Source organism: Bacillus sp. CGMCC 1.16607 (genome assembly GCF_042683745.1).
Classification (GTDB): domain Bacteria; phylum Bacillota; class Bacilli; order Bacillales; family Cytobacillaceae; genus Pseudoneobacillus.
Map to the genome: position 1 here is coordinate 68,118 of NZ_JBHUJX010000012.1, position 12,431 is coordinate 80,548.

Consider the following 12,431-nt stretch of genomic DNA (forward strand, 5'->3'; position numbering starts at 1 on the left):
CGTATCTCTCAACTTGTATCAAAGTTCTCTAAATTCGAGGTGTGGATCATGAAAACAGGCTTAAAAATAGTGACAATCGGTGGAGGTTCCAGCTATACACCCGAACTGGTTGAAGGATTTATTAAGTACTATAATGACTTACCTGTCAATGAAATTTGGCTTGTTGATATCGAAGCAGGAAAGGAAAAACTTGAAATTGTAGGTAATCTTGCAAAGAGAATGGTAAAGAAGGCTGGAGTCCCAATTCAAATTCATTTAACATTAGACCGAAAAGAAGCGTTAAAGAACGCAGACTTCGTCACCACTCAATTTCGAGTAGGGTTGCTTGAAGCCAGAGAAAAAGATGAAAGCATACCATTAAAACATGGTGTTCTTGGCCAAGAGACAAATGGGCCTGGAGGGTTACTAAAAGCTCTTCGCACCATACCTGTGATCCTTGACATTTGCCGTGAAATGGAGGAACAATGTCCTAACGCCTGGCTGATTAACTTTACAAATCCAGCAGGGATGGTTACTGAAGCGGTTTTGAAATACAGTAATATAAAAAAAATCGTTGGATTATGTAATGTGCCAATTGGAATGGAAATGGGCGTTGCAAAACTTTTAAATGTTGACCATAGTCGCGTCAGAATTGACTTTTCAGGGTTAAATCATATGGTGTATGGCTTAGACGTATATGTAGATGGAAGATCAGTTAAGGATGAGGTCATCGGTCTGATTACTGACCCTCAAAAAAATATTACGATGAAAAACATACACTCTATGGGTTGGGAGCCTGAATTTCTCCAAGCATTAAATGTATTTCCTTGTCCCTACCATAACTACTATTATAAGTCTGGTGACATGCTGATTAAGGAATTGAAAAATTATAAAAACGGCTTCACACGTGCAAAGATTGTAAAAAATCTTGAAGATGAATTATTTGAATTATATCAGGACCCTGATTTATCGATTAAACCTCCTCAATTAGAAAATAGAGGCGGTGCCTATTATAGTGATGCTGCAGTAAGGTTAATCCATAGTATGTATACAGATAAAAAAGATATCCAGGCTGTAAACACCTTAAATAAGGGGGCAATTGCAAATTTACCTTATGAGTCTGTAGTAGAAATAAGTTGTATCATTACAAAGGATGGACCAAAGCCAATCACAATGGGTGAGCTTCCTATTGCTGTCCGAGGTCTTGTACATCAAATCAAGTCTTTTGAGCAATTAGCGATTGAGGCTGCTGTTACAGGCGATTACGGTACGGCTTTACTAGCCATGACAATTAACCCACTCGTACCTAGTGATCGAGTTGCAAAAATGATTTTAGATGAAATGATTGAGGCGCACAAAGCATATTTGCCTCAGTTCGGTTAATCGATGAATGAACAGTTTAGCCTGCAGTCATTTCCTTTTATAGGAGTACCTGTAGGCTTTTTTCTTCAAATGATTAGATTTTGGGAGGAATACGTATGGAAAACTTAGAAACTATTATTTTTCAGATTATCTTACATGGAGGAAATGGAAAAAGTTCAGCCATGGAAGCCATTCAAGCAGCGAAAAAAGGTGATTTTACACTGGCAACAGATAAACTAAAGGAATCCTCAGCTGCGTTAAATGAAGCGCACCACATTCAAACCTCCCTCATTCAAGGTGAAGTTAGAGGTGAAAAGACGGAAATTTCTTTATTAATGGTTCATGCTCAGGATCATTTGATGAATGCGATTACGATGAGGGATTTAGCAGCTGAGATTGTGGACCTGTATACAATTACGTTACAAAAGTAGTTAATGGATTCGTCTAAAACGATACAAGGGGATTAATATGATTACATTAATCGTTAATGCAGATGATTTTGGTTTAAGTCATGGGGTCAATTACGGGATTCTGGATAGCCATTTATATGGTATTGTAAATTCGGCAACTATGATGATGAATGCGCCAGGAACGGATCATGCCATAAAATTAGCAAAAAAATACCCAAGTCTGAAGGTTGGTATCCATCTTGTTCTAACGTGTGGAAAACCATTATTACAAGATGTACCATCATTAGTGGACCAAAACGGTAACTTTAATTCATTATCCACATTAACAAGTCGATTAGATATTTCATTAGATGAATTGGAAAGAGAATGGACTGCTCAAATTGAAAAATTTTTAGTTTCAGGGCTTAGTCTAACCCATATAGATAGCCATCATCATGTTCACACACTGGAAGAATTTCTACCAGTGGTCCAAAAATTGGCAAATAAATATAAGATACCGGTAAGAACAAATGGGTCTAATAGAATGGAAAATGTTGAATCATTTTCAGACCTTTGTCTTTTTGATTTTTACGGAGATGGAGTGACAAATGATTTTTTTAATAAACTGCTCGAACGCATAGAAGATGGAAAAAAAGTTGAAGTAATGTGTCATCCAGCCTATATGGACAATTACTTACTACGAAGCTCATCTTACACATTTAATAGGTTAAGGGAACTTGAAATTCTGACCACTGTTGCACTACCTGAAGGCATTGTTTTAGAAGAGGTTATTGGATGATGATAAACTTATCATCTAAAGTGTCCTCATTATTACGTTATTTTTGAAAAAGTTTCAATTATAATTTCGATAATGGTTAGAAATCGCTGATTTGTATCTAATGAGAACACTCAAAATCATTTTTTCTCTTTTATGTATATTATTAGAACAAACGTTCTATAATGTAATGAGAGGGGGGGACGATTTGCGGGGAATTTTGCTTAGAGCAATCGAAAGTCAAACACCTATCGAAATCATTTATTTGTCTAAAGATGGATCAATTACTCAACGTAAGCTTCGGGTGTTGGCTATTATTGATCATCAAATAAAAGCATTTTGTTTTTCAAGTAATAAATATCGTGTTTTTAATCTTTTAAATATCTTATCTGTTTCACCTGTTAGAAAACGATATCGAGATGCATAATCTTAACTCAGGCACAACTAGATCCCCTAGTTGTGCTTTTTTACTTTCAATAATTTTGATTGTCCACTAAAAAAAAATTGACTAGGTGTTAAAAATTAATTTATTTTCAGATGAACGATGTATATAATCGCCCTTTTTATGGGATATAGTCACTTTGTTTATGCGCATAGAAGAGGTTGGCCATATGATAAAAAAAGATTAATAGAATGTGGTGAACAGGCTATGAAACAACTAGAATTAATCTCTTACAAAGTGAAAGAAGTAGTTCCAAAGATTAAATCTATACAAGATGGTGTAAAATATATTGAAGCTCCATCATTATGGAAACAGGGAATTAAAGGTGATGATGTGGTTGTTGCTGTATTAGATTCTGGCTGTCAAATGGATCATCCATTGTTACAGTCACAAATTATTGGAGGATATAATTTTACAACTGATTACAAAGGTAATCCAGCTAATTTCTCTGATAATACCGGCCATGGCACACATGTGTGTGGAATAATTGCAGCGTCGAATAATTCCACAGTAGTGGGGGTCGCTCCAAAAGTAAGTCTACTTGTATTAAAGGTTGTCACCAAAAACGGAAGAGGTGATAATAAATGGAGTATTCAAGCTATTGAGTATGCCATTCGATGGAGAGGACCAAATCAACAACGAGTTCGGGTGATTTCCATGTCCCTTGGTGGCCCTGATAATGATCCTAAATTGCATCAAGCTGTAAAGAAAGCTGTTACAAACAACATCGTTTTTGTTTGTGCTGCGGGGAATAAAGTGACTTCCATTTCTAGAAACCAGTCTTTATATCCCGGCTCATATAAAGAAGTGATCAAAGTTGGCTCCATTAATTTGCAAGGTGAAATTTCAAGTTTCACGAATACTAGCCCTGAAATTGATATTTTTGCTCCAGGAGAAAATATACTTTCAACTTACTTAAATAGTGGATATGCAGTAATGTCTGGAACATCAATGGCTACACCATACGTTTCTGGTGCTATCGCATTACTTATTCAATATAAAGAAGGTTTACTGAGACGAAGATTAACAGTAAGTGAAATATATAAAATATTAATGAAAAGAACAATTGAAGGTCGATCAAATAGATTTAAACAACATGAACATAGGATACTAAAGCTTGCAAGGTATCGTTTATGATAATCCTAAAAGATTTTTAAAGTTAAAAGTTGAATAGGACCGAATCGTAATGTCTATTGCGATATCACAGGGAGATTCATTGTCAACTAGTATCAAGTACCGATTATCTTGCATAATTCACTCCCACTGTTTTGTTGCCTTAACCTGCTTTAACGTCGCTACGATAAGAAAGCTAACAATCACTAATAAGAGCCATGAACTCACTTTTCCTAGATGAACGAGACTCCATGAATCAGTTTGATTTGGATATTGCCAAGCCCCAAAGAAGGTTGCAATATTTTCGGCTATCCATATAAAAAATCCGATAAGTACAAAAGAAAGGACGAGCGGCATACGGTATCGAGTTCCATCAACCTCGTATGAAACCGAAGATTGCAAAAAGACGAAAATGACAAGTCCAGATAACCACCATCGGATATCAATCCAATAATGATGAGTGAAAAAATTCAAATAAATCATAGTTGCAAGAGGTACAACTATCGAAAACGGTGGCCACTGAACTAATTCAACCTTTAATCTCCTCCACGCTTGGCAAAGATAACTTGCTACACTTGCATACATGAATCCGCTGTACAAAGGCACTCCTAAAATTTTGAAATAGCCTTCCTCTGGATAAGACCACGATCCCATATGTACCTTGAATAGTTCAAGTGTAAGCCCAATTAGGTGGAACAATGAGATAACTTTTAGTTCATCCCGTGTTTCAAGCCCAGAATGCAGCATCCACCACTGCATCAGAAGGCAGATGAACAGTAGCCAGTCATACCGTGGTAGGAAGGGGGGAGGCATAATTTTTGTAAAAGCTAAAGAGGCAAAAATAACTACAGGAAACAAACATGATAGAGCCTGCTCCCAACCAAACCGAACGAATTGTTTTAGTGCTCTCATAAATTGTACCTCCATTTTTGGGACGATGAACCTGTCCCCGTGTCCCACGTAGACCTGTGCCCACCATCATAATTCTTGGATGTCCTCATCACTTTTGTATTCTAAAATATCTCCAGGTTGACATTCTAAAGCTTTACAGATCGCTTCTAAAGTTGATAATCGAATTGCCTTTGCCTTCCCATTTTTCAAAATAGAAAGGTTAGCCATTGTGATTCCAACTCTTTCCGAAAGTTCTGTTACACTCATTTTCCTTTTGGCTAACATCACATCAATATTGATTATCATCGCCATTGTCTTCACCTCAGACTGTTAAGTCATTTTCAGATTTTATATCAATCGCTTCCTGTAATAGTCTTTGAAGTACAGCGGCAAAGACTGCAATTACCATTGAAGCAAAAATTGGGACCATCCCGATTATGACAAGACCTGGTGCATCGTCTAGCTCTGCTACAAGAAAAACAAATGGCTCAATAACCACATACAATCCACTGATTATCATTGCACAGATTTTAATATTTTTAAGAGCTTTAACAGAAATTTGCGAGAAAGCTTGGTTCTTATCAATATAGCTTAGAAGTTTAAAAGCCTGGTACAATGCAAAGAAAAACGGTATCACTGAAACATACATACCAATTAAGATGGGATAAAGAATGTGAGCATATTCTGGATTTGCAGGATTTCTAATTAACCAGTACACCCCAAATATACATAAAGCAAGAACTGGAGTTCCAATAAGAAAAACAGCCATCCTTAAAAATAGTGTTGATCCTCGTTTCATAAAAAGCACCTCACATATTTATAGTCAATTTAAATTTAACACGCTATTTATCGTTTTACAATAAATTATTATCCTTTTTTATTATATTATTATTGTTAAGTAACATTTGTTTGAATTTAGACAAAGTCATAAAACAATCTGTATTATAAAATGCGGTTAACTTTTGGTACGTGGGGTGAAAAGGTATTTATTGTATAAAATCGAATATATAAATATTGGCAGTCATAAATCTTAGCAATAAAGTGGCACTACAATAATGCTTCAACATCTGGATTTGCGAAGCAAATCTGATAGGAGGAACTAGATTATGAAAGCGATTATTTATAATAAATATGGTCCATCGCATGTTCTAAAGCTCATGAATATTGAAAAACCTATTCCAAAGGATGATGAAGTACTCGTAAAGATCCATGCTTCATCTGTAAATCCATTAGACTGGCATACGATGAGAGGAACTCCATATCTCGTACGCTTACAGTCGGGATTAAGTGGACCGAAGAATAACAGGTTAGGATCAGATATGGCAGGGCAGGTTGAAGCGGTGGGCAAGAATGTGAAGGGTTTTCAACCAGGCGATGAAGTATTCGGAGGAGGCAACGGTACTTTTGCTGAATATGTATGTACTTCAGAAAAATTGTTGGTGAAGAAACCTGCTAACGTGACATTCGAACAAGCAGCTGCTTTACCTATAGCGGCTTTCACTGCACTTCAAGGACTGCGGGATCATGGGCGCATAAAATCAGGTCAGAAAGTCTTAATAAATGGTGCAGCAGGTGGTGTAGGTACCTTCGCAGTTCAAATTGCCAAATCAATGGGAGCAGAGGTGACAGGTGTCTGTAGCACTAGAAATGTAGAAATGGTACAATCCATAGGCGCAGATCATGTTATCGATTACACACAAGAGGACTTTACTTTAAGCCAAAAATCATATGATCTTATTTTTGACACAATAGGAAACCACCCCCTCTTAAAATGTAGAAGTGTATTATCAGAGGATGGAACTCTATTAATGGTAGGTTCTCAGAGCAATGGAAAATTTCTTGGACCACTTGCCAGATCTATTAGAGGCCTATTGATGACAAGGTTCATAAGTCAAAGATTTATAATGTTTATAGCAATGTGGAAGAAGGAGGACTTGATCGTATTGCAAGAGCTTATAGATTCTGGAAAAGTAACACCAGTCATCGACAGGTGTTATAGTTTAAATGAGGTTCCAGAAGCAATTAGATATCTTGAAAAGGGGCACGCTCGAGGGAAAGTCGTAATTTCTTTAAAATAACAATAATAAGCATTTGAAATTAAATCAAGGTCTACACTGTTTCAAAATGGCAAGATTTTAATTGTTATATTGTTATTAAAATTGCCAGAGGAACCTTAAGTGGTCACAATCAAATCTAATATGGTTTAAGTCAAAGGGACGGGCCTCTATTTCAATTAGAAGTAGAAGATCCGTCCCTTTGTTTTAATTTTCTATATTTTGTTGTTTTACGGAGTATCTTTATACATGCTACACTGAATAGACTAATACTATCTAAGAATAGTTTCGATGTTTCATAGTAGTTAGATATTCAATCAATAGCTGGGTGGTGATAACATGCAGGGGAAAAAAACAATGCTCATGATTACTATAATTTTAATAGGAAGTATTTTTATATATATTTTTTTTCTCAATCATAATCAAACAAAGTATGTAACTATAGAAACGAAGTCTGCATCGATAAATGAACCAATTGAAAATGAGACGGAAGATACTACAGCAAAAAAAGAGGAACAACTAGAAGTAGTTGAGGATAATGATAAACCAATAGCAGAAAAAATTAAGGAAAAGGTTAGGGAAGTATTAGATGATGTACTCGTCGTATTCAAGAAAGATCAAAGGATCGTTTCAATCGGCGATTCACTCACTCTAGGTATCGGAGATGAAACAGAGAGTGGTGGGTATGTTGGAATATTAAACCATACTTTTGAAGACAAAAACTTAAATATAACTATAGAAAACTATGGAAAAAGAGGCAACCGTACAGATCAATTACTAGATCGGCTCGAAAAAAAAGAAATTACTTCTTCCATTAAGAAGGCTGATATCGTCTTGATAACTATTGGTGCAAACGACATTATGAAGGTGGCAAAAAACAATTGGACGAATCTTAATATGAAGCCTTTCGAAGCAGAAAGAGTGGAATATACGGAGCGATTACGATCCATTTTCAATAAAATAAATGAAATAAATCCAGAAGTAGATATTTATTTAATTGGCTTTTATAATCCCTTTGAATTTTACTTTAGTGACATTGAACAATTAGGAATTATCATGGAGAGCTGGAATGAATCTAGTAAATTAGTTACCGAAGAATTTGAAAATGTAAATTACATTCCCATACAAGATTTATTTTCCCATACCCAGGAAGACTTATTAGCTGAGGATCGTTTTCACCCAAACACTAAAGGCTATAAACTGATGGCAAAGCGTATCTTGGAATACCTGGAAGAATTGAGTAAAAATACAGAGATAACAACAGAAGATTTAGAATAGAAAGAATATCAAAGGGTAAGCCCAAATTAGAAACTATATCTTTTTACGATGGTAGATACTAAAGCGATTACTTAATGATGTACCAGTAATCGCTCCAGAGGTTGTCTATTGCTTTGTCACTATATTGTATGACTTATTTAAAAAAGTAACTAATTAGTTTGTCCATTTTTTTAAAAAAATAGGTAAATTATGAACTATCTATCTTAAATTCTGGGTCTAAATACAGAATTTGATTGATTATGTTTGAGGAACTCAAGTAATTGTTCTGCCATATAGCTTGAACTATATTTAAATCCGCCATTTATCCATTCGATCATTAGACCTAATATTGCATATGCTTGATAACTTGCATGTAATTCTCGGTTAATTTTTGGATCAGGTAGAGAATCGTTTAAATCATGCAATGCCAGTTCTATTAAGACATGACAAAACTTATGTTGAAAACCAGCTAATGTGTTTGTTTGAACGATAAGGGAATAGAATTTAGAGTATTTAATTACGTGATCAAATATTTTTATAACAGAAGTGTTAAGTTTATTTACCTCTAACACTTCCTTGTTTTTATATGGTTCACGGAAGGATTCAATCAAGTCTGTCATAACCTCGTCGATGATTTCATTTAATATGTCTTCAGTATATTGATAATGTTTATAGAAGGTCCCTCTATTTAAATCTGCCAATCGTACAATATTTGAAATAGAAATCTCCCTGATATCCTTCTCATGCATTAATGATATCATGGCATCCCTCATGGCCATCTTTGATTTAACAATTCTTCTATCCATATAGTCATTTTTAATAGACATTTAAATCCCCCACTGTTCAATAAATATACTTACTATACAATAGTTGGTCATTGTGTGCATTAATAGACATTTGGCAGAACATTTGCTGATTGAAAGGGTATTTATCCTATAAGTATACTATAAGTAGTTATAGTTTAATATTGAAAATGAATACTAAAACATGTGGAGGATTACTAATGAGACTTCAAAATAAAATAGCGGTTGTCACCGGCGCAGCTTCAGGAATGGGAAAAGCCATAGCTATACTTTATGCAAAACAAGGAGCAAAAGTAGTCGTTTCAGACATCAATATTGAAGCAGCAAATCTAACCGTTGAGGAAATTAAGTCAAATGGTGGGGAAGCTATAGCAATAATGGCAAATGTTGCAAAAGAAGCTGATATACAAAATTTAATTGATACAACTGTAAATACATATGGAACATTGGACATCTTAGTCAATAATGCAGGGATTATGGATAACTTTGAACCTGCTGGTGATATTGAAGATGAAAAATGGGAAAGAGTTTTTGCTATCAATACAACAAGTGTAATGCGTGCAACACGCAAAGCTTTACCAATCTTCCTTGAGAAACAGTATGGTGTAATTATTAACGTTGCTTCGGCTGGTGGACTTCAAGGAGCTAGAGCAGGTGCTGCTTATACAGCTTCTAAGCATGCTGTGGTAGGATTCACTAAGAATACTGGATTCATGTATGCAACAAAAGGAATTCGTTGCAACGCCATCGCACCAGGAGGGGTCGAAACAAACATAAGTGCCTCCATGACAAATATTAACCACTTTGGCATGGGACGCATTCAACCAGGGTTGGGAATAAACCCACGAGTGGGAAAACCAGATGACATTGCCAACATTGCTCTATTTCTAGCCTCCGATGAATCTAGTTTTGTTAATGGAACAGTTATTACAGGGGATGCAGGTTGGACTGCCTATTAATAAAGAATGTGTATAAACCGTTAGGAGCGATCTTGGCGGTTTTTTATTTTTACTGATCATGTTTGCTTGACAATCGAATGAAAACATAATAATTTATCTAATAGTATTAGATAAATTCAAAAGGGAGATTCAAATGGACTACAAGGCGCTCGCGAATGAGCTGTTTCAAAATATGATACAAACACGAAAAATGTCGATTCATAAAAAAGTCGACGAGCTATCCCACGGGGAAAGAAAAATATTAGGTTACTTGACTTTTAAAAAAAATGAAGCGATATCAGGGGAACTTAGTGAGCATCTTCATCTCAGCACGCCACGTGTCGCAGCAGCCCTTAACACTTTGTCTAAAAAAGGTTTTATTAAACGAAATAGAGATGAACGTGACAAACGCATGGTGATCGTTACCATAACGGAGTCAGGTAGAAGCTTTGCATTAGAAGAACATGAAAAGGCAATGGTGATGATTGAGCAGACTCTTAAGAAGCTTGGTGAACATGATGCACAAGAATTTGTACGAATTATGAAACGGATTAAAGAGATAAAAAATGAGAGTGATTGATACCGGGCAGGTTTACCATTATTTTTATAAAGTATCTAACACTATTAGTTAATTGTCAATGTATCCATTAGGAGGATTCAATACATGCTGAAAATTTTTAAATATCTTCAGAAAAAGGATTGGTTATTCATTCTGTGTAGTTTGATTTTCATTGTGACACAGGTTTGGCTTGATTTGAAGCTACCAGACTATATGCATGAAATCACGATGCTTGTTCAGACAAAAGGTAGCAAGATGAGTGATGTCCTCATTCAAGGCGGTTATATGCTTTTGTGTGCGATTGGCAGTATGGCTGCCGCGATGATCACTGTTTATTTTGCAGCGAAAGTCGCAGCTGGTTTCTCTGTTCGCCTACGTGGAATGGTATTTGAGAAAACGATGTCCTTCTCTATGGAAGAAATTAATGGTTTCTCAACCGCTAGTTTGATTACTCGATCTACGAATGATATCACTCAAATTCAATTGTTGATTGCAATGGGGTTACAGGCGATTGTAAAAGCACCGATTTTGGCTGCTTGGGCAATTTTAAAGATTATGGGAAAAAGCTGGCAATTCACGACTGCGACTGGTGTGGCTGTCTTATTTCTCATTGTGATGCTTTGTATCATTATATTTGTCGCTTTACCGAAATTCAAAAGAATTCAATCCTTGACGGATAACCTGAATCGTGTGACTAGAGAAAATTTGAGCGGTATCCGTGTCGTTCATGCTTATAACGCTGAAGGCTATCAAGAAGAAAAATTTGATAAAGCGAACAGTGAGCTTACAAAAACGAATCTTTTTACTAACCGCACAATGGCCATCATGATGCCAACAATGGGGCTTATTATGTCAGGTATAAGTTTAGCCATTTATTGGATGGGAGCCTTCCTCATTCAAAACGCAGCCGGACCAGATAAATTATCTTTATTCTCTGATATGGTTGTTTTCTCATCATATGCTATGCAGGTAATTATGGCCTTCATGATGCTATCAATTGTGTTCATTATGGTTCCACGTGCCTCCGTTTCAGTAAAGCGGATCAATGAGGTATTGAATACTGAAGCGAAAATCTTAAATGGTGATCAAACCGAAGGGGAGGCTGGAATATCTGGTGAGGTTGAGTTTCAAAATGTAAGCTTTAAATATCCGGATGCAGCCGATTATATCCTTCATAACATTAGTTTTACCGCCCATAGAGGGGAAACAGTTGCCTTTATCGGATCAACTGGTAGTGGCAAAAGTACGTTGATTAACCTGATTCCTCGATTCTATGACGCGACCGAGGGAGAAGTGTTAATCAACGGAATCAATGTAAAAAGGTACACGCAAGAGTCCTTGCATAATAAGCTAGGTTATATATCGCAAAAAGCGGTGTTATTCAGCGGTACTGTTTCATCGAATGTAGCCTATGGGGAGGAAAGAAACCAAACATTGGATGAAACTTCCCTCAAAAAGGCAATCGAAATCGCACAGGGGACCGAATTTGTTGAAAAGATGGAAGATCAGTATGAAGCCAATATTGCACAAGGCGGTACAAATCTTTCTGGTGGACAAAAACAAAGACTTTCGATTGCTCGTGCCATCTATAGAAAGCCAGAGATTTATCTTTTCGACGATTCCTTCTCAGCGTTAGATTATAAAACGGATCGAGTGCTGCGTTCGTTGCTAAAAAAGGAAATCAAGGATGCAACGACTTTAATTGTTGCTCAGCGTATTGGAACGATAAAGGATGCAGATCGTATTGTTGTCCTAGACGATGGAAAGATCGTTGGTATGGGTACTCATCTTGAGTTAATGGAGAATTGCAGCGTTTATCAAGAAATTGCCTATTCACAGTTGTCAAAGGAGGAGCTTGAAATTGGCTAA

14 protein-coding genes are annotated in these 12,431 nt (G+C 36.2%); 10 read left to right on the plus strand and 4 right to left on the minus strand.

The genetic code is table 11. The features are described from left to right. Nucleotides 1–48: 48 nt before the first annotated feature. From ACFSO7_RS07525 to ACFSO7_RS07545, 5 genes are all read left to right on the plus strand, one after another. Nucleotides 49–1,362, plus strand: a complete 1,314-nt coding sequence (locus ACFSO7_RS07525) for a 6-phospho-beta-glucosidase (RefSeq protein WP_377876689.1) — start codon at nt 49–51, stop codon at nt 1,360–1,362. 95 nt (nt 1,363–1,457) lie between these two features. Then, nucleotides 1,458–1,772, plus strand: a complete 315-nt coding sequence (locus ACFSO7_RS07530) for a PTS sugar transporter subunit IIA (protein WP_377876690.1) — start codon at nt 1,458–1,460, stop codon at nt 1,770–1,772. 37 nt (nt 1,773–1,809) lie between these two features. After that, nucleotides 1,810–2,529, plus strand: a complete 720-nt coding sequence (gene chbG, locus ACFSO7_RS07535; protein WP_377876691.1) for a chitin disaccharide deacetylase — start codon at nt 1,810–1,812, stop codon at nt 2,527–2,529. Nucleotides 2,530–2,713: 184 nt separating this feature from the next. Continuing rightward, a complete protein-coding gene (locus tag ACFSO7_RS07540) occupies nt 2,714–2,932 on the plus strand; it encodes a hypothetical protein (protein ID WP_377876692.1) in 219 nt (72 codons plus the stop codon). A 222-nt stretch (nt 2,933–3,154) separates the two neighbouring features. Next, nucleotides 3,155–4,084 carry a S8 family peptidase gene (locus ACFSO7_RS07545; protein ID WP_377876693.1) on the plus strand — a complete coding sequence of 310 codons (930 nt, stop codon included), beginning with the start codon at nt 3,155–3,157 and terminating at the stop codon, nt 4,082–4,084. A 117-nt stretch (nt 4,085–4,201) separates the two neighbouring features. Here ACFSO7_RS07545 and ACFSO7_RS07550 read toward each other — a convergent pair whose 3' ends face one another. The 3 genes from ACFSO7_RS07550 to ACFSO7_RS07560 all read right to left on the minus strand — a co-directional run bounded on the left by ACFSO7_RS07550 (nt 4,202) and on the right by ACFSO7_RS07560 (nt 5,750). After that, nucleotides 4,202–4,972, minus strand: a complete 771-nt coding sequence (locus ACFSO7_RS07550; RefSeq protein WP_377876694.1) for a DUF817 domain-containing protein — start codon at nt 4,970–4,972, stop codon at nt 4,202–4,204. A 66-nt stretch (nt 4,973–5,038) separates the two neighbouring features. Continuing rightward, entirely contained in the window at nt 5,039–5,263 is a 225-nt protein-coding gene (locus tag ACFSO7_RS07555) for a helix-turn-helix domain-containing protein (protein WP_377876695.1), read from the minus strand. Between the two features lie 10 nt (nt 5,264–5,273). Beyond that, nucleotides 5,274–5,750 carry a DUF2975 domain-containing protein gene (locus tag ACFSO7_RS07560; protein ID WP_377876696.1) on the minus strand — a complete coding sequence of 159 codons (477 nt, stop codon included), beginning with the start codon at nt 5,748–5,750 and terminating at the stop codon, nt 5,274–5,276. A gap of 307 nt (nt 5,751–6,057) precedes the next feature. Between ACFSO7_RS07560 and ACFSO7_RS07565 the strand changes: the two genes are divergently transcribed. Both ACFSO7_RS07565 and ACFSO7_RS07570 read left to right on the plus strand, forming a co-directional pair. After that, a complete protein-coding gene (locus tag ACFSO7_RS07565) occupies nt 6,058–7,029 on the plus strand; it encodes an NAD(P)-dependent alcohol dehydrogenase (protein WP_377876697.1) in 972 nt (323 codons plus the stop codon). Between the two features lie 315 nt (nt 7,030–7,344). Continuing rightward, complete coding sequence (locus ACFSO7_RS07570) at nt 7,345–8,283, plus strand: SGNH/GDSL hydrolase family protein (protein ID WP_377876698.1); 939 nt, start codon at nt 7,345–7,347, stop codon at nt 8,281–8,283. Nucleotides 8,284–8,486: 203 nt separating this feature from the next. Here the strand turns inward: ACFSO7_RS07570 and ACFSO7_RS07575 are convergent, their stop codons facing one another. Continuing rightward, nucleotides 8,487–9,089 (minus strand): TetR/AcrR family transcriptional regulator, encoded by a 603-nt coding sequence (locus ACFSO7_RS07575; protein ID WP_377876699.1) that lies wholly within the window; start codon nt 9,087–9,089, stop codon nt 8,487–8,489. Between the two features lie 176 nt (nt 9,090–9,265). Between ACFSO7_RS07575 and ACFSO7_RS07580 the strand changes: the two genes are divergently transcribed. The 3 genes from ACFSO7_RS07580 to ACFSO7_RS07590 all read left to right on the plus strand — a co-directional run bounded on the left by ACFSO7_RS07580 (nt 9,266) and on the right by ACFSO7_RS07590 (nt 12,431). Then, nucleotides 9,266–10,024, plus strand: coding sequence for an SDR family oxidoreductase (locus ACFSO7_RS07580; RefSeq protein ID WP_377876700.1), 759 nt, complete (start codon nt 9,266–9,268; stop codon nt 10,022–10,024). 133 nt (nt 10,025–10,157) lie between these two features. Then, nucleotides 10,158–10,583, plus strand: a complete 426-nt coding sequence (locus ACFSO7_RS07585; protein ID WP_377876701.1) for a MarR family winged helix-turn-helix transcriptional regulator — start codon at nt 10,158–10,160, stop codon at nt 10,581–10,583. An 84-nt stretch (nt 10,584–10,667) separates the two neighbouring features. Beyond that, complete coding sequence (locus ACFSO7_RS07590) at nt 10,668–12,431, plus strand: ABC transporter ATP-binding protein (RefSeq protein WP_377876702.1); 1,764 nt, start codon at nt 10,668–10,670, stop codon at nt 12,429–12,431.

Coding starts and splice junctions, on each gene's coding strand:
- ACFSO7_RS07590 (WP_377876702.1), top strand. CDS start 10,668: ATGCTGAAAATTTTTAAATATCTTCAGAAAAAGGATTGGTTATTCATT.
- ACFSO7_RS07555 (WP_377876695.1), bottom strand. CDS start 5,263: ATGGCGATGATAATCAATATTGATGTGATGTTAGCCAAAAGGAAAATG.
- ACFSO7_RS07525 (WP_377876689.1), top strand. CDS start 49: ATGAAAACAGGCTTAAAAATAGTGACAATCGGTGGAGGTTCCAGCTAT.
- ACFSO7_RS07570 (WP_377876698.1), top strand. CDS start 7,345: ATGCAGGGGAAAAAAACAATGCTCATGATTACTATAATTTTAATAGGA.
- ACFSO7_RS07550 (WP_377876694.1), bottom strand. CDS start 4,972: ATGAGAGCACTAAAACAATTCGTTCGGTTTGGTTGGGAGCAGGCTCTA.
- ACFSO7_RS07560 (WP_377876696.1), bottom strand. CDS start 5,750: ATGAAACGAGGATCAACACTATTTTTAAGGATGGCTGTTTTTCTTATT.
- ACFSO7_RS07530 (WP_377876690.1), top strand. CDS start 1,458: ATGGAAAACTTAGAAACTATTATTTTTCAGATTATCTTACATGGAGGA.
- ACFSO7_RS07585 (WP_377876701.1), top strand. CDS start 10,158: ATGGACTACAAGGCGCTCGCGAATGAGCTGTTTCAAAATATGATACAA.
- ACFSO7_RS07575 (WP_377876699.1), bottom strand. CDS start 9,089: ATGTCTATTAAAAATGACTATATGGATAGAAGAATTGTTAAATCAAAG.
- ACFSO7_RS07580 (WP_377876700.1), top strand. CDS start 9,266: ATGAGACTTCAAAATAAAATAGCGGTTGTCACCGGCGCAGCTTCAGGA.
- ACFSO7_RS07565 (WP_377876697.1), top strand. CDS start 6,058: ATGAAAGCGATTATTTATAATAAATATGGTCCATCGCATGTTCTAAAG.
- chbG (WP_377876691.1), top strand. CDS start 1,810: ATGATTACATTAATCGTTAATGCAGATGATTTTGGTTTAAGTCATGGG.
- ACFSO7_RS07545 (WP_377876693.1), top strand. CDS start 3,155: ATGAAACAACTAGAATTAATCTCTTACAAAGTGAAAGAAGTAGTTCCA.